This is a genomic window from Cellulomonas hominis (assembly GCF_901521055.1).
GTDB lineage: Bacteria > Actinomycetota > Actinomycetes > Actinomycetales > Cellulomonadaceae > Cellulomonas > Cellulomonas endometrii.
This window is the reverse complement of record NZ_CABEGA010000013.1, coordinates 22,196-38,174: the sequence shown is the minus strand read 5'-3', so window position 1 is coordinate 38,174 and position 15,979 is coordinate 22,196. Positions and strand designations below refer to the sequence as shown.

The window sequence follows — 15,979 nt, the reverse complement described above, 5'->3', positions numbered from 1 at the left end:
CCCGGTCGTCGCGGCCGCCCCACCCGTCCGGCCAGGCTGGACGCATGGACGACAACGACCTCGCGGTCCGGGTCACCGGGCTGCAGAAGCGGTACGGCGAGAAGCGCGCCGTCGACGGGCTGGACCTCACGGTCGCCCGCGGCGAGATCGTCGCCGTGCTCGGGCCCAACGGCGCGGGCAAGACGACCACCGTCGAGATCCTCGAGGGCTACCGGCGGCGGGACGGCGGCGACGTCCGCGTGCTCGGCGTCGACCCCCAGACGGCGGGCCGCGAGTGGCGGTCCCGGATCGGCATCGTGCTGCAGAGCAGCAACGACCTGGCCGAGGCCACCGTGAGCGAGCTGGTCCACCACTTCGCCCGGTACTACCCCGCGCCGCGCGACCCGGACGAGGTCATCGACGCCGTCGGGCTGCGCGAGAAGGCCCGCACCCGCACCCGGCAGCTCTCCGGGGGCCAGCGGCGGCGGCTCGACGTCGCGCTCGGCATCGTCGGCCGGCCCGAGCTGCTGTTCCTGGACGAGCCGACCACCGGCTTCGACCCCGAGGCGCGGCACGCGTTCTGGGACCTCATCGCCGGGCTGCGCGACGGCGGCACCACGATCGTGCTGACCACGCACTACCTGGAGGAGGCCGAGCACCTGGCCGACCGGGTGGCCGTCGTGCGCTCCGGCCACGTCGTCGCGGTCGACACCCCGGCGGACCTCGGCGGGCGCTCCGCCCGGCAGGCCGTCGTGCGGTGGACCGAGGGCGGCGCGCACCGGCAGCAGCAGACCGACGCCCCCACCGCCCTGGTGTCCGCGCTCGCGGCCCGGCTGGGCGGCGAGGCGGGCGAGGTCCCCGGGCTGCAGGTGGTCCGCCCGACCCTGGAGGACGTCTACCTGTCGCTGATCGCCGACGACGAGGCCGGCGCGCCCGCCGCCCCCGCCACCCGTGCCGCCGCACCCGCCGCGACGGAGCCCGCACTCGTCACGACGGAGGTCGCGCGATGAGCACCACCCTCACCCCGTCGGAGGCCGGCCGTCGCCCGGCGACCCCGCGGCTGCCCAGCACCCTGGCGCTCGGCGTCGAGCGCGCCCGCTACGAGATCCGCGGGTTCTTCCGGGAGCGCGACGCGCTGATCTTCATCTTCGCGTACCCGATCATCATGCTGGCGATCTTCGCGACGGTGTTCGGGCAGGACGGCGCGACCGTCGCCGACGGCGTCCCGTTCGCCCAGTACTTCCTGCCCGGGATGATCGCCACCGGCGTGCTGCTGTCCTCGTTCCAGTCGCTCGCGATCTCCATCCCGGTCGAGCGGGACGAGGGCGGGCTGAAGCGCCTCGGCGGGACCCCGCTGCCCCCGGCGGCGTACTTCCTCGGCAAGGTCGGCCAGGTCCTGGTCGTGTCGGTGCTGCAGGTGGCGCTGCTGCTGGCCGTGGCGTCGCTGCTCTTCGACGTCGAGCTGCCGTCCGACGCGGCCCGCTGGGGGACGTTCGCGTGGGTGTTCGTGCTCGGCACGGCCGCGGGCGCCGTCTGCGGGGTCGGGTTCTCGTCCCTGCCGCGCTCCGGGCGATCCGCGAGCGCCGTCGTGACGCCCGTGGTGCTCGTGCTGCAGTTCATCTCCGGGGTGTTTTTCACCTTCTACGAGCTGCCGTCCTGGATGCAGCAGGTCGCCTCGGTGTTCCCGCTGAAGTGGATGGCGCAGGGCATGCGGTCGGTGTTCCTGCCGCAGGAGGCCGCGTCGCTCGAGGTCGGCGGGTCGTGGCAGCACGGGGCGACCGCGGCGGTGCTCGCCGCGTGGCTGGTCGTCGGGCTCGTGGTCGGGGTCCGGACCTTCCGGTGGCGTCGGCGTGACGACGGCTGACCTGCGCCACACTGGGCCGGTGAGCAGCAGCGTCGAACGGCCGGGGGACGACGCGGTCGCGCCGCGGGAGCCGTCCGAGCGCGAGGACTTCTGGCGCCGGGCGCTGGCCGGGTGGGACGCGGTGTTCTACGCGCTGCTCGCCATCTGCGCGGTGTCGATGCTGGCGGTGGAGGGCACGTTCCCCCCGGGCGGGCCGGCGCTCGCGGCGCTCGGCGGGCTGGCGCTGCTGCTCGTCGCCTACCTCGTGCTCGGCCGCCGCGGAGCGCTGACCGGGGACCTGCGGCTCACCCGCTCGTACGTCGTCGTCCTGATCGTCGTGGTGGCCCTGGCGGGCGGCATCAACTCGCTCGGGTCGATCCTGCTGTTCATCGGCTTCTCCCAGGTGTGGTTCTTCGCGGCCGACCTGCGCGAGGGCGTGGTGGCGTCGGTCGTCATGGCGGTGGCGACCACCACGTCGATGGCGGTCGGCGAGCAGGCCCAGGGCCGGGACCTCGTCGTGCTGGCCGGGCAGATGGCGATCGGCCTGATCTTCTCCCTGGCCCTGGGGTTCTGGATCACGCGGGTCGCCGAGCGCTCGGAGGAGCGTGCGGCGCTCATCGAGGAGCTGGAGACCGCCCAGGCCCAGCTCGCCGCGAGCAACCACGCGGCGGGCGTGCTGGCCGAGCGCGAGCGGGTGGCGCAGGAGATCCACGACACCCTCGCGCAGGGGTTCACCAGCGTGGTGATGCTCGCCCAGACAGCGCAGGCTCAGATCGACCTCGGGCAGGACGCGCAGGCGCGGGACCGGCTCGCGCAGATCGAGCGGGTCGCGCGGGAGAACCTGGCCGAGGCGCGGGCGCTGGTCGCGGCGTTCGGGCCGGCCGCGCTGGCCGACTCGACCCTCACCGAGGCGCTCGAGCGGCTGGCGGAGCGGTTCGGCGCCGAGACCGGCGTGCGCGTCGAGGTCAGCCTGAGCGACGTGGGCGACGCAGGCCGGGACACCGAGGTGGTGCTGCTGCGCGCCGCGCAGGAGGCGCTCGCGAACGTCCGCAAGCACGCCGGCGCGCGGCGGGTGCTGCTGCGGCTGGTGCGCTCCGGGGGCGAGGTCGCCCTGGAGGTGCTGGACGACGGGCAGGGGCTCGCGCCGGGCACCGCCGAGGGGGTCGGGCTCCGGGGCATGCGCGAGCGGGTGGCCGCCGGCGGCGGGACGCTCGACGTGGCCGGCGAACCGGGACGAGGGACGCGGGTGCGGCTGGCGATGCCGCTCGCCGCGCGGGACGACGACGAGGCGGCGACGGCGTGACGGCGGAGCGGGTGCAGGGGACGACGGTGCGGGTGCTGGTGGCCGACGACCACCCGGTGGTGCGGTCCGGCCTGGCGGGGCTGCTGAGCGTCGAGCCGGACATCGAGGTGGTCGGCGAGGTCGCGGACGGCGCTGCGGCGGTCGAGGCGGCGCGCGCGCTCACCCCCGACCTGGTGCTGATGGACCTGCGGATGCCGGTGCTGGACGGCGCGGCGGCCACCGCCCGCATCGTCGCGGAGGTGCCGGGGGTGCGCGTGCTGGTGCTGACGACCTACGAGACCGACACGGACATCCTGCGTGCCGTCGAGGCCGGGGCGACCGGGTACCTGCTCAAGGACACGCCCCGCGAGCAGCTCGTCGCCGGCGTGCGCGCGGCGGCCCGCGGGGAGTCGGCCCTGTCGCCGTCGGTCGCGTCGCGGCTCGTGCAGCAGGTGCGCGGCGAGGCGGACCGGCTGACGGCCCGCGAGCTCGAGGTGCTGGCCGGTGTGGCCCGCGGGCTGTCGAACGCGGCCGTCGGACGGGAGCTGTTCATCGCCGAGGCGACCGTGAAGACGCACCTGCTGCGGGCGTTCGCCAAGCTCGGTGTCGACGACCGCACCCGCGCCGTCACCGTCGCGATGCAGCGGGGCCTCCTGCCGGCACCGTGAGGGCGTGCGCGCGCGCCGGGTCGTGAACGGCGGGGGCGTCGGGCAGACTCACTCGGGTGCGCGACCTGGCCCTGCTCCCGAAGGCCCACCTGCACCTGCACTTCACCGGGTCGATGCGCGTGCCCACCCTCGCGGAGCTCGCGACCGACCGCGGCGTGCGGCTGCCCGCGACCCTGCTGGACGGCGAGGGCCTGCGCGTCCCGGCGGACGAGCGCGGGTGGTTCCGGTTCCAGCGGCTCTACGACGCGGCCCGCGCGTGCGTCCGCGGGGAGGCCGACCTGCGGCGGATCGTGCGGGAGGCGGCCACGGACGACGCCGCGGAGGGGTCCGGCCGCCTGGAGATCCAGGTCGACCCCACGTCGTACGCCCCGCCGGTCGGGGGCATCACCCCGGCGCTGGAGATCGTGCTGGACGAGGCCCGGTCCGCCGGCGCGGACCTCGGCATCGAGGTCGGCGTGATCGTCGCGGCCTCCCGGATGCGGCACCCCCTCGACGCCCGGATCCTCGCACGCCTCGCGGCCCGGCACGCGGGCGACGGGTCCGGCGAGGTGGTCGGCTTCGGCCTCAGCAACGACGAGCGGCGCGGCGAGACCCCGGAGTTCGCGCCGGCGTTCGCGATCGCCCGCCGCGCCGGGCTGGCGTCCGTGCCGCACGGCGGCGAGCTGCTCGGACCGGCGCACGTCGAGGAGGTCATGGAGACGCTGACCCCGGACCGGCTGGGCCACGGGGTGCGCTCCGCCGAGGACGGCGCGCTCCTGCGCCGGATCGTCGACCGCGGCATCGCCCTGGAGGTCTGCCCCGCGTCGAACGTGTCGCTCGGCGTCTACCGGGAGCCCGAGGACGTCCCCCTGCGCCGGCTGGTGGACGCCGGGGCGGTCGTGGCGCTCGGCGCGGACGACCCGCTCCTGTTCGGGTCGCGGCTGGTCGACCAGTACACCGCCGCGCGGGAGGTGCACGGCTTCACGGACGCGGAGCTCGCGGACCTCGCCCGGTCGTCGATCCGCGCGAGCCGGGCGTCGGACGGCACGAAGGCGCGGCTGCTGGCGGGAGTGGACGCGTGGCTCGCGACCGACCCGGCCCCGGCGGACGCGCTCGCAGGCTGACCGCGCGGCGGTTGCGCAACGGTGCAGTTGCGCAAGAGGACCGTTGCGTGCGCTGGTCAGGACGCCGCGGCGGGGACGCTCAGAGCGCGGTGCCGACCAGGACGGGCTCTGGCTCCAGTGTGATGCCGAACCGCTGGGCCACGCCGTCGCGCACCGTGCGCGCGAGCGTCAGCACGTCGCCGGCGTTGGCCCCGCCACGGTTCGTGAGGGCGAGGCTGTGCTTCGTCGACACCGCGGCGGGCCCGGGCAGACCGAACCCCTTGCCGAAGCCGGCCTGCTCGATCAGCCACGCCGCGCTGGTCTTCACCAGCCCGTCGCCGGCCGGGTAGCGCGGGGCCCCCTCCGGCAGCGCGTCGGCGTCCTGCGCAGGGAGCACGGGGTTGGTGAAGAACGACCCGGCGGACCGGGTGTCCGGGTCGCCCGCGTCGAGGACCATGCCCTTGCGGCCGCGCAGGGCGAGCACCGCGGCGCGGACGTCGGGCAGCAGCGCCCGCTCCCCGACGGCGATGCCCAGCTCGCGGGCGAGCTCGGGGTAGGTGATCGGCTCGGACAGCTGGGCGACCCGCAGCTGGAACGTCACGTCGAGCACCACGTACCGCGGCGTCGGGTACCACGGCGCCCCCGGGTCGGTGCCGTCCGGCACGGCGCGCATCGACCGCTTGAGCAGCGACGTCCGGTAGCCGAACTGCAGGTCGGACAGCGGGAGCGTCCGCACCCGGTTGCGCTGCCGGTCCCACACCCGCACCGTCGCGATCGTCTGGGCGACCTCCTGGCCGTAGGCCCCGACGTTCTGCACGGGCGTCGCGCCGGTCGACCCGGGGATGCCCGACAGCGCCTCGATGCCCTTGAGGCGGTGCGCCGCGGCGTGGGCGACCACGTCGTCCCAGACGGTTCCCGCCACCGCGGTCACGGTCACGCCGGCGCAGGCGGAGTGGTCCGGGGTGGTGAGGTCCTGCCGCACGTCGCGCACGACCACGCCGTCGAAGCCCGCGTCCGACACCAGCAGGTTCGACCCGCCGCCGAGCACCAGCAGCGGCGTCCCCTCCGCGTCGGCGGTGCGGACGGCGTCGATCAGCTCGGCCTCCGTGGTGGTCTCCACGAGCCGGCCCGCGGGGCCGCCCACGCCGAGGGTGGTCAGCTGGGAGAAGGTCGCGGGCTGCACGGCGGTGGTCACGGCACGAGCGTAGGCCGCTCCGCGGGCTCCTGCCGCGCCGGTGCGGCGGCGTTCACGACCAGCAGACCGACGACGATCGGCACCGCGATGGCCAGCAGCGCGTGCCGGTAGCCGACCGCGCCGGCGAGCAGGCCGAGCAGCGGCGGGCCGGCCAGGAACGCCGTGTAGCCGATGGTGGACACCACGCTGACGCGGGCGGCCGCGCGCAGCGGGTCGTCGCTGGCGGCGCTCATCCCGACGGGGAACCCGAGCGCGGCCCCCATCCCCCACAGCACCGCGCCGACCAGCGCGAGCCAGAGCATGTCGCCCGGGACCAGGCCGAACACGAGCAGCCCGACCAGCGCGAGGCCCGCGCACAGCCGGAGCACGGCCACCCGGCCGTACCGGTCCAGCAGCCCGGTGCCGAGGAACCGCATGAGCGTCATCGCGGAGACGAAGACGCCGAACGCGAGCGCGCCCACGGCGTCCTGCTGGTCGAACCCGTCGACGACCGCCAGGCTCAGCCAGTCGTTCCCCGCCCCCTCGGTGAGCGCGGCGGCGAGCACCACGAGGCCGATCAGCAGCGTGCGGGGCTCGAGCCAGGCGGCGAAGACCGAGCGACCGCCGTGCGGCGCGCCGCCGTCCGCCTGCGCCTCGTGCTGCCCGGCCGGCAGGAACGCGCGCACGGCGAACGCGACCGCGACCGTCGACAGCCCGACGGCGACGGGGATGTGCACCTGCACCGGCACGTCGGCGAAGGCCAGCACCGCGGCCAGACCGGCCGCGACCACCGTGCCGAGCGAGAACCCGGCGTGGTACCGGGGCATGACCGTGCGCCCGAGCTTCTGCTCGACGATCGCGCCCTCGAGGTTCATCGCGGCGTCCCACACGCCGGTGCCCACGCCGAACACGACGAGCCCCGCGGCGGTGACGACGACCTGGCCGAGGGCGGCCCCCGTCGCGGCGATCGCGAGGCCGGAGGCGTTCACGACCGCGAACCCGAGCACGGCGCGCGGCGCCCCGATCCGCGTCACCACCAGCCCCGACAGCGGCAGGGCGACGAGCGACCCGCACGACCCGACCAGCAGGAGCAGCCCCATCTGGCCCTCGGACAGCTCGAGCGCGTCGCGGACAGCCGGCAGCCGCGCCGCCCAGGTCGAGAAGTTGAACCCGGCCAGCGCGAACACGGTGAACACCGCCACCGAGGCGGTGCGGACCTGCTGCTCGGTCGGTGTGCGGTGCGCCATCGCGTGCTCCACGGTCTCGTCAGATCGGTCTCGTCGGATCAGGGAGGCAGTGCGGTCCGGGGCCGCCTGCCGGGGTCAGGCGGGGTCAGGCGGGGTGGACCGGTTCCGGCACGGGGTCGCCGGCCGGCTCCCGACGGACGCTACCGGACGGCACGCAGCCCGTGCCCTCGTCCGCGACCGGGACGTCGAGCACCGGGACGGCGGCCGGCTCGGCGGTGGCGACCACCGGCGCACCGGGGTCGTCCACAGGCGCGTGCCCGGTCCCCGCCGCCACGTCCGCCACGTCCGGGCGGCGCACGGAGCGCGCCAGCAGCACCGACGCGATCATCGCGACCGTGATGAGCAGCAGCGCGTGCCGCGTGCCCATCAGCTCGGCGGCCAGGCCGAGCAGCGGCGGGGCGGCCAGCGACGCGGTCGACGAGAAGGCGGACACGACAGCGACCCGGCTCGCGGCGCGCAGCGGGTCGTCCGAGGCGGCGGCGATGCCGAGCGGCACGGTCAGCGCGGCGCCGAAGCCCCAGGCGACGATGCCGACGGCGGCGAGCGGCAGCGACGGGGCGAACCCGAACAGCACGAGGCCGGCGAACGACACGACGCCCGACGTGCGGAGCACCACGACGCGGCCGTACCGGTCGATCAGCCGCGTCCCGAGCAGCCGCACGGCGGTCATCGCGCCGACGAACACCCCGAACATCGCCGCGCCGACGGCCTCGACCTGGTCGAACCCGTCGACCACCGCGAGGGCCAGCCAGTCGTTCGCGGCGCCCTCGGACAGCGCGGCGGACATGATGACGACGCCGATCAGCAGGGTGCGGGGCTCCCGCCACGCACCGAGCGCGGAACCCGGACGGGCGACCCGGCGAACCCGCGCCGCGCGGAGGCGGCCGGCCAGCCCGGCCTCGCGGGGGCTGCGGCCCTCGGCCCGGGCCTCCTGCGTCGCACGGACGGCGGCACGCTCGGGCGGCAGCGACTCGATGACGGCCCCCGGCACGGACAGCAGCCGCCACACGGTGCCGACCACCGCGGTCGCGACGAACTGCGCCAGCAGCGGGACGCCCGCGACCGCGCACAGCGCCCCGATGCCGGACCCCAGCACCGAGCCGATCGAGAACGCGGCGTGGAACTGCGGGAGGACCGTGCGGCCCATGCGGCGCTCCACCGCGGCGGTCTCCACGTTCAGCGGCACGTTCCCGATCGCGAAGCCGACGCCGGACAGGAAGATGCCCGCCGTGAGCACCGGCACGGAGCCGGTGGTCGGGCCGATGCCGATCAGCACGTAGGCGGCGGCGAACGCCACCATCGAGACGTAGAGGACGAACCGGCCGCCGTACCGGTTGACCAGGGCCCCGGCGACCGACACGGTCGCGAGCGACCCGATGGACCCGGCGATCAGCAGGCCGCCGAGCTCGGCGGTGCCGAGGTCGAGCGCGTCGCGCACCGCGGGGAGCCGCGCGAGCCAGCCGGACAGCATGAGCCCGCTCAGCGCGAACAGCCCCATGAGCAGCCACCGCGCCCGGGCGACCGCGGGGTCGACCGGCAGGTGCGGGCTCGCCGCGCCACGCCCGGTGCGCGCGGACGGACGGCGCGGCCCGGTCACGGGACCTTCAGGCCGGGACCGGCGGTTGGCGGGACGGAGGGGGGCGCGGCCGGTACGGGCCCGCGGCTGGCTCACGGAGACTCCAGAGGGGGTGGAGGACTGGTCAAGCGGAGGCGAAGAGCAGGTCATCGACGTCTCGAATCGATTCGATCACTCGCCGTGGCAGTGGCGGTCGAATCGATTTGAGGGACGCCGCAAGTCTGCGGGTACGCTGGCGGCGGCGTCAACCGGGTCGAGCGACCTGTGAGCGCCCTCACCCAGACCAGCGAGGCGGGAGGCGGACCGGTGTCCCAGCGACCGACGCTCGCCGACGTCGCCTCCGCCGCCGGCGTGTCCGTCTCCACCGCGTCCCTCGCGTTCTCCGGCGCCGGCCCCATCGCGGACTCGACGCGCCGCCGCGTGCTCGACGCCGCCGCCGGCCTCGGGTACTCCGGCCCCAACCCGCTCGGCCGGCAGCTGCGCAGCGGTCGGTCCGGGATCGTCGGCGTCGTCGTCGGCGACGCGCTCAAGCGCTCGTTCCGCGACCCCGTGTCGATCCAGATGCTCGACGGGCTGGTCGACACGCTCGGCCCCCTGGGCCTCGGCGTCCTGCTCATCCCCGGACCCACCGGCCCCGACGAGCCCGCCGTCGACCCGCTCGTCGAGTCCGCGGCCATGGACGTCGCCGTGATGCTCTGGGGCGCGAACGAGGACGACCCGACCCTGCAGGCGCTGGGCCGGCGTGGCATCCCCGCCGTCGTCGTCGAGGGGCAGGACCTCCCCGGCGTCGTCACCATCGGCATCACCGACCGCGAGGGCGTCGCCGACGCCACCCGGCACCTGCTCGGGCTCGGGCACGAGCGGATCGCGACGGTGACCCTGCCGTTCGGCCCCGACCGCCGCAGCGGGCTCGCCGACGAGGCGCGGCTCCGCGAGATCACCTGGACCATCGCGCGCCGGCGGCTCGACGGCCTGCGCGACGCGGGCGTCACCCCGACCGCGGTCTACGAGACCCCGGCGTCGCTCGTCGAGCACGGCGCCACCGCCGCACGCGCGCTGCTCTCCGGCCCGCCCGCGACCCGCCCGACTGCCGTCGTCGCCCAGTCGGACCTGCTCGCGTCCGGCGTGGTGCTCGGCGCGCGGGAGATGGGCCTGCGGGTCCCCGAGGACGTGTCGGTCGCCGGGTTCGACGGGCTCGACCTACCGTGGCTCGCGCCCGACCTGCTGACCACCGTCACGCAGCCCATCGCCGAGAAGGGCGCGACCGTCGGCCGTGTCATCCAGGGCCTGCTCGCCGGGGAGACCCCGGCGGACGACGTGCTCCCGGTGCAGCTGCGGGTCGGCACCACGACGGGCCCGGCACCGCAGGCCTGACCCTCCCGGGGCGCACCCGCCACATCCGCCGGGACGCTCCTGCCACCGAGATGACAGGACGCGCCTGCGGCTCACGCCGCCGTGCAGGCGCGTTCTGTCATCTCGATGCCGGACGGGCGCCCGTGCCGCGGCTCGTGACGGTCAGGTCAGGCGGACGAGCGCCTGGGCCTTGACCAGGACGCGGGACCCGCCGGCGGTGACGGTGAGGTCGATGCGCGCGGTGCGGGACTCGGCGTCCACGGCACCGACGGTCGCGACGACCTCGACGACCGCCTCGCCGGGGTCCGGCACGGGCACAGGGCGGCTGAACCGGGTCTGGTAGTCGACGACGGCACCCGGGTCCCCGAGCCAGTCGGAGACGACCCCCACCGCGGCGCCCATCGTCCACATGCCGTGCGCGATCACGCCGGGCAGGCCGACCTCGGTGGCGAACCGGTCGTTCCAGTGGATCGGGTTGAAGTCGCCGCTGGCCCCGGCGTACCGCACCAGGCGGGCCCGGTCGACCGTGATCTCGCGGCGGGCGACCTCCTGGCCGACCGCCAGGTCCTCGAGCGCGGGCCGGGTCATCAGGCGTCCTCCCCGCGGACCGCGAGCGTCGACGTCACCGTCGCGACGGGCCCACCGCCCTCGGCGGAGATGACGGCGCGGGTCGTCACCATCGACAGCCCTGCGCGCTCCGTCACCGCGTCCACGTGCAGCACGGTGACCAGACGGTCGCCGGCGTGGATCGGGCGGTGGTGGATGAACCGCTCGTCGGCGTGCACGACCCGGCTGAAGTCGATGCCGGCCCCGGGGTCGGCGATCAGCTGGCTCTCGGCGCGCTGCGCCACGACGACGGCGAACGTCGGCGGCGCGATCACGTCGGGGTACCCGAGTGCTCGCGCCGCGTCGACGTCGGTGTGGGCCGGGTGCGTCGCCCCGACCGCCTCCGCGAACTCGCGGAGCTTCTCGCGGCCGACCTCGTACGCCTCGTTCGGCGGGTACTCGCGTCCCGCGTACTCAGGGTTGACGGCCACGACGGTGTGCGCTGAGGTCAGCGGGTCTCGCGGTGCACCGTGTGACGGCCGTCGCGGGGGCAGAACTTCTTCATCTCGAGCCGGTCGGGGTCGTTCCGACGGTTCTTCTTGGTGATGTAGTTCCGCTCCTTGCACTCCGTGCACGCGAGCGTGATCTTCGGACGGACGTCCGAGCTCTTGCTGGCCATGGTCTTGCCACCTCTCGCGCCGAGACAGCGCTTGCGATCTTCGTCGACGCGCGCCGGCGGACGCGCGACTGGTTCAGTCCTTGTAGCGGGGGCGGGGCTCGAACCCGCGACCTCACGATTATGAGTCGTGCGCTCTCGCCAACTGAGCTACCCCGCCTCGGATGGGCCACGGATCAGGACGGACGTCCTGATCCGTGACACACCACAGAGCCCCGAAAGGGAATCGAACCCTTGACCTTCTCCTTACCATGGAGACGCTCTGCCGACTGAGCTATCGGGGCAGTGCGTGCAAGGTTACACGGTGCCCCCGGCCGCTGCGAAATCGACCCCTCTCCGCCCCCGAATGCGCAGGTCAGACCCCGGTCCGGAGCCTGTGGCCCCGGCGGCGCCACCCCGCCCGCCGAGCGGATCCGCCGCCGCGAGCAGCCCGGGCGCGTCGGCCCGGACGCCGCCGGTCGCACGTCCGCAGACGGCGACAGGGCGCCCTCCGTGCGGAGGACGCCCTGTCGTACATCGCGTGGCGGGTGAGGGATTCGAACCCCCGTAGGCGATGCCAGCTGATTTACAGTCAGCCCCCTTTGGCCACTCGGGTAACCCGCCGGGGATGCGCGTGCGGTGACTGCGTCGCCGACGTGCGGATGGAAGGATAGCAAGGGATCGGGCCGGGACCGAAACGCGTCCCCCGCGCCCTGCACCACGTGGAGGAGGAGTCATGGCGAGCGAGTCGTCGTTCGACGTCGTCAGCAAGGTCGACCGGCAGGAGGTCGACAACGCGCTGAACCAGGCGGTCAAGGAGATCGCGCAGCGCTACGACTTCAAGGGCGTCGGCGCGTCGATCGCCTGGAGCGGCGAGAAGATCCTCATGATCGCCAACTCCGAGGAGCGCGTGCGCGCCGTCCTGGACGTCTTCCAGACCAAGCTGATCAAGCGCGGCATCTCGCTGAAGTCGCTGGACACCGGCGACGGCGACCCGAAGCCGTCCGGCAAGGAGTACCGCCTGGAGGCCACCGTCAAGGAGGGCCTGTCCAGCGAGATCGCCAAGAAGGTCACCAAGCTCATCCGCGACGAGGGGCCCAAGGGCGTCAAGACGCAGATCCAGGGCGACGAGGTCCGCGTCTCCGCGAAGGCCCGCGACGACCTGCAGGCCGTCATCGCGCTGCTCAAGGGCGCGGACGACATCGACGCGGCGCTGCAGTTCATCAACTACCGCTGACCCCGCACGGAGGCCGGGCACCCGACACGCGATGCTCGGCCTCCGTCGTCCCCAGTAGGTGGTGCCGGGGGCACTGAGTGGTGCGGATCCGTCCCTACGGTGCCGAGGCATGGCAGCAGGGGGAGATCCCGAGGCGATCCGCGCCCACGCACGTCGACTCCGGACGTCGGCGGAGAGCGTGGCGCGCACCGGTGACCGCGTCCGCGCGGGCGCCGGCATCCGGTGGGCCGGGGTGGCAGCCGAGCGCTACCAGGCGCGCCTCCACGAGCACGGGCGGGACGTGACGGCCGCGCAGGAGGAGATGCTCCAGGCGGCACGGACGCTCGACAGGCTCGCCGAGGAGCTCGAGGACCGGCAGCAGGCCATCCGGCGGGCGATGCAGCTCGTCGAGGACCGCGTGGACGACGCGCGGCGCGTGGTGGGGCGGCTCGGCGACCTCGCGGACGACGTGCTCACCGCGGCCGAGCGCGGCGCACGGGATGCGGCACGGTCGGTGCTGGGGGCCGTCGGCGACGTGCTCCCCGCACCCGGGGCGCCGGACTGGTCCGGCCTGGCCGACCGCGTCGGGAGGCTCTGGTGACCGCCGCCCTCGCCCCGGTGGACGGGGCACTGCGCGCCCGGCTCGGCGAGCGCGAGTGGGCGCTGGTGAGCACCGGCGTCGACGCGCTGCCGGGCTGGGCGGACGTGCTCCCGGTCGACCGTGACGGGTCCGTCGTCGAACCTCCAGAGGACGGGGCGGCGGACCACGTCGATCCCGTGCTGCGCGGAGCCGTCCAGGCCGGCGGGGCGGCCCTGGTCGCCATCGAGGTCGCCGCCGTCGCCGCGGAACGGGCCGTGCTCGCCGTGCTGCGGGCCGACGCCCGGGCGGGCTCCGGGCTGGCACGCGGCGTCGACGTGGTCCCCGCCGCGGGGCTCGCGGGCACGACGCCGCGCCCCGGGGTCGAGGTCAGCGTGTTCCCCGTGGGGCGGCTCGTCGACGAGGTCCTCCGGCACGTCCCCCCGGCGCCGGTCCGCACCCGGGCGGCTGCCGCGACCGTGCCCGAGGAGCTGACCGTCGCGCTCGCCCGCGCGCTGCGCACCGGCGACCGCGCCACGGTCGACGCCCTGTGCGCGGAGCTCGGCACCGAGGGCCCGCCCGCCGTCGTCGACTCCGCGGTCCGGAGCGCCGACGGCAGCCTCCTCGTCACGGTCCGCTCCCTCGGCCGGACCGACGTGTCGATGCTGAGCCTCCTGCGCTGCGACGCGGGCTGGGTCGAGCTCACCCGCACGCTCGACGAGCGTGTCGCGCACACCCCGCGGTCCCGTGCGGACATCCGCACGGCGCTGCTGCACGACCTGGCCGGCCGCTTCACGTCGGCCGCGGACGCGGAGGCACCGGCATGAGCGACGGCCTGACCATCAGCGGCGGCGCGGGAGGCGTCGGCGCGCGGCTGCAGGACCTGCGCTCCCAGGCGGGGCTGCTCGACGCCGCCGGCGACGACGTGCGCGGCTGGACCGACGACGTCGCGAAGATCGCGCTCGACCCCGACATCACCGTCGCGGCCCTGCTGTGCCCGGTCGAGGTAGCCGGCGTCGCCGTGGCCGTCACGGACGCGACCGTCGGCAGGCACGGGCTGCTCGTGGTGAGCACGGGCCTGGAGGCGACGGCCGTCGTGCTGCGGGCGTCGGCGACCACCTACGCGTTCGTCGACGCAACGGCCCAGGCGGTGCTCGAGCGGCTGCACAACGCGGCCGGGTTCGCGCTCGGGGCGGCGCTGCCGTTCCTCGCCGTCGGGAGCGGGGTGGCGCTGCTCGGGGGCGGGCTGGCCCTCGTGGCGCACCCCGGGCGATGGCCCGCCGTCCTGCTGGCCGCCCGGGACCTCGACCCGGCGGCGCTGCAGGGGCAGCTGATGCAGGGGCTCTACGACAACCCGTGGCTGCTCGAGGGGCTGACGCGGATGGCGCCCAGCCTCATCCAGGGCACGACCTGGAGCCTGGGGACGCTGCTCGGCGGGCCGAACGGGGGCCTCGCGCTGCCGTACGTGCTCTCGGGCGGGCAGTGGCCGACGCCGTCGTACGAGGACGCCGTCGCCGGGCTCATCAACGCGGGCGGGCTGTTCGGGAAGTTCGGGGACACCGGGGAGGTGGGGGTGCGTCTGCGGGAGACGCTGACCGGGGACTTCGCGCCGCGGTCGGTATCCGACATCTTCCGGCAGCAGGCAAGCATCCACCAGGACACCGGAACCGTTCAGATCGTCGAGCTGAAGCACCCGGACGGCACGACGACGTACGTCGTCCAGATCCCGGGGACGCAGGAGTGGGGGCCGCGCCGTGGCGACAGTCCCGTCGACCTGACGACGAACCTGCGACTGATGGCGGGTGACTCGACATTGATGCAGCAGCAGGTTGCTGCGGCGATGCGGCAGTCCGGCATCCGCCCGGACGACCCGGTGATGCTGACCGGGCACAGCCAGGGCGGTATCACCGCTGCCTCCCTCGCGTCAGACCCGGCGTTCCGACGGGAGTTCTCCGTGCACAGCGTCGTGACAGGCGGCTCGCCGATCGCCCGATTCGACATCCCCGACGCTGTCGCCGTCCTCGCGCTCGAGCACGACCAGGACGCCGTGCCCATGCTCGAGGGGAAGGAAAACCCGGACCGCCCCTCGTGGGTCACTGTGGGACGGGACCTCGGGAACGGCCAGCACGCACCGCTGCCCGACGGTTCGGTCGGCGCCGCGCACGGGACGGACGTCTACGCCGAGACCGGTGCCCTCGTCGACGCCTCGAACGACCCCTCGACGCGCGCGTGGCTCGACCGCGCGGCACAGTTCTTCACCGGCGACGCTACGGTCACACGGTGGGACGTGACAGCACCGTGAAGCTGACGGGACTGCTCGCCCTGGGCGTGTGCGCAGCGCTCCTGCTGGGGGGATGCGTGCCCGAAGAGGAGCCGCCGCCCCCGTCCGATGGACCGGTCCCGGACGAGGTGCTGTTCCGGCAGGTCCAGGCCCTGCCGGGCGTCGCGTCGGTCGAGGACCTCCGGTTCCAGGACCCCTTCGGATACCCGCCTGCGTACGCCGGGAGCATCGTGGTCGAGGAGGGCGCCGACCCGTTGTGCGTCCTTGACCAGGCGTTGTCGGTGCTTTACCAGGGGCGCGCGGGGGCCGACCTCGGCGTGCTGGTCCGGACGCCTGAGAAGCGCGCCTACGGTCTGCTGTCGCTCGTCGGCCGGGACGGGTCCGCGCTCGAGCGGTACGGCCCCCGCTCGAGCGAGCCGCAGGCGGAAGCCACGATTCGGCCGTGCACGGCGCCCGAAGGCGAGGTCTCCAGCTCGACTTCGACCCGCTGAGGCCGGACT

Annotated in this window: 17 protein-coding genes and 3 tRNA genes; 11 read left to right on the top strand and 9 right to left on the bottom strand. The window is 75.0% G+C overall.

All coding sequences use genetic code 11. The features are described 5' to 3' along the window. Positions 1-44: 44 nt before the first annotated feature. The 5 genes from KJP73_RS02920 to KJP73_RS02900 are packed head-to-tail and all read left to right on the top strand — an operon-like array spanning position 45 to position 4,875. A complete protein-coding gene (locus KJP73_RS02920; protein ID WP_213281259.1) occupies positions 45-989 on the top strand; it encodes an ABC transporter ATP-binding protein in 945 nt (314 codons plus the stop codon). After that, on the top strand, positions 986-1,843 hold the full coding sequence (locus KJP73_RS02915; protein ID WP_213281258.1) for an ABC transporter permease: 858 nt from the start codon (positions 986-988) through the stop codon (positions 1,841-1,843). The genes KJP73_RS02920 and KJP73_RS02915 overlap by 4 nt, the downstream gene beginning before the upstream one ends. A 19-nt stretch (positions 1,844-1,862) precedes the next feature. Next, the gene (locus tag KJP73_RS02910; RefSeq protein WP_213281257.1) at positions 1,863-3,125 is read left to right on the top strand and encodes a sensor histidine kinase; all 1,263 of its coding nucleotides are present in this window, start codon (positions 1,863-1,865) and stop codon (positions 3,123-3,125) included. Beyond that, the gene (locus tag KJP73_RS02905) at positions 3,122-3,772 is read left to right on the top strand and encodes a response regulator (protein ID WP_249669050.1); all 651 of its coding nucleotides are present in this window, start codon (positions 3,122-3,124) and stop codon (positions 3,770-3,772) included. Before KJP73_RS02910 ends, KJP73_RS02905 begins: the two co-directional genes overlap by 4 nt. A 56-nt stretch (positions 3,773-3,828) precedes the next feature. Next, a complete protein-coding gene (locus tag KJP73_RS02900; protein ID WP_213281256.1) occupies positions 3,829-4,875 on the top strand; it encodes an adenosine deaminase in 1,047 nt (348 codons plus the stop codon). A gap of 79 nt (positions 4,876-4,954) precedes the next feature. Here the strand turns inward: KJP73_RS02900 and KJP73_RS02895 are convergent, their stop codons facing one another. The 3 genes from KJP73_RS02895 to KJP73_RS02885 all read right to left on the bottom strand — a co-directional run bounded on the left by KJP73_RS02895 (position 4,955) and on the right by KJP73_RS02885 (position 8,872). Beyond that, positions 4,955-6,049 (bottom strand): UDP-N-acetylmuramate dehydrogenase, encoded by a 1,095-nt coding sequence (locus KJP73_RS02895; RefSeq protein WP_213281255.1) that lies wholly within the window; start codon positions 6,047-6,049, stop codon positions 4,955-4,957. Next, complete coding sequence (locus KJP73_RS02890) at positions 6,046-7,275, bottom strand: MFS transporter (RefSeq protein WP_213281254.1); 1,230 nt, start codon at positions 7,273-7,275, stop codon at positions 6,046-6,048. Before KJP73_RS02890 ends, KJP73_RS02895 begins: the two co-directional genes overlap by 4 nt. Before the next feature lie 85 nt (positions 7,276-7,360). Next, complete coding sequence (locus KJP73_RS02885; protein WP_249669049.1) at positions 7,361-8,872, bottom strand: MFS transporter; 1,512 nt, start codon at positions 8,870-8,872, stop codon at positions 7,361-7,363. Between the two features lie 243 nt (positions 8,873-9,115). On the opposite strand from KJP73_RS02885, the gene KJP73_RS02880 reads away from it, so the two are divergent. Then, the gene (locus KJP73_RS02880) at positions 9,116-10,225 is read left to right on the top strand and encodes a LacI family DNA-binding transcriptional regulator (protein WP_249669048.1); all 1,110 of its coding nucleotides are present in this window, start codon (positions 9,116-9,118) and stop codon (positions 10,223-10,225) included. A 141-nt stretch (positions 10,226-10,366) separates the two neighbouring features. Here the strand turns inward: KJP73_RS02880 and KJP73_RS02875 are convergent, their stop codons facing one another. From KJP73_RS02875 to KJP73_RS02850, 6 genes are all read right to left on the bottom strand, one after another. Next, a complete protein-coding gene (locus KJP73_RS02875; protein ID WP_213281252.1) occupies positions 10,367-10,792 on the bottom strand; it encodes a MaoC family dehydratase in 426 nt (141 codons plus the stop codon). Next, on the bottom strand, positions 10,792-11,241 hold the full coding sequence (locus KJP73_RS02870) for a MaoC family dehydratase N-terminal domain-containing protein (RefSeq protein WP_213281251.1): 450 nt from the start codon (positions 11,239-11,241) through the stop codon (positions 10,792-10,794). The genes KJP73_RS02875 and KJP73_RS02870 overlap by 1 nt, the downstream gene beginning before the upstream one ends. Positions 11,242-11,258: 17 nt before the next feature. Further along, entirely contained in the window at positions 11,259-11,429 is a 171-nt protein-coding gene (gene rpmG / locus KJP73_RS02865; protein ID WP_066582309.1) for a 50S ribosomal protein L33, read from the bottom strand. Between the two features lie 83 nt (positions 11,430-11,512). After that, positions 11,513-11,586 (bottom strand) — tRNA-Met (locus KJP73_RS02860). A gap of 51 nt (positions 11,587-11,637) precedes the next feature. Then, positions 11,638-11,710 (bottom strand) — tRNA-Thr (locus KJP73_RS02855). A 237-nt stretch (positions 11,711-11,947) separates the two neighbouring features. Further along, positions 11,948-12,029, bottom strand: a tRNA-Tyr gene (locus tag KJP73_RS02850). A gap of 112 nt (positions 12,030-12,141) precedes the next feature. On the opposite strand from KJP73_RS02850, the gene KJP73_RS02845 reads away from it, so the two are divergent. The 5 genes from KJP73_RS02845 to KJP73_RS02825 all read left to right on the top strand — a co-directional run bounded on the left by KJP73_RS02845 (position 12,142) and on the right by KJP73_RS02825 (position 15,970). Beyond that, positions 12,142-12,642, top strand: coding sequence for a YajQ family cyclic di-GMP-binding protein (locus KJP73_RS02845; protein ID WP_213281250.1), 501 nt, complete (start codon positions 12,142-12,144; stop codon positions 12,640-12,642). A gap of 109 nt (positions 12,643-12,751) precedes the next feature. Next, the gene (locus tag KJP73_RS02840) at positions 12,752-13,222 is read left to right on the top strand and encodes a putative T7SS-secreted protein (protein WP_213281249.1); all 471 of its coding nucleotides are present in this window, start codon (positions 12,752-12,754) and stop codon (positions 13,220-13,222) included. Next, on the top strand, positions 13,219-14,025 hold the full coding sequence (locus tag KJP73_RS02835; RefSeq protein WP_213281248.1) for a hypothetical protein: 807 nt from the start codon (positions 13,219-13,221) through the stop codon (positions 14,023-14,025). Before KJP73_RS02840 ends, KJP73_RS02835 begins: the two co-directional genes overlap by 4 nt. Beyond that, entirely contained in the window at positions 14,022-15,500 is a 1,479-nt protein-coding gene (locus KJP73_RS02830; protein ID WP_213281247.1) for a hypothetical protein, read from the top strand. The genes KJP73_RS02835 and KJP73_RS02830 overlap by 4 nt, the downstream gene beginning before the upstream one ends. Further along, positions 15,479-15,970: a hypothetical protein gene (locus KJP73_RS02825; protein ID WP_213281246.1), complete on the top strand. Its 492-nt coding sequence runs from the start codon at positions 15,479-15,481 to the stop codon at positions 15,968-15,970. Before KJP73_RS02830 ends, KJP73_RS02825 begins: the two co-directional genes overlap by 22 nt. The last annotated feature ends 9 nt before the right edge of the window (positions 15,971-15,979 follow it).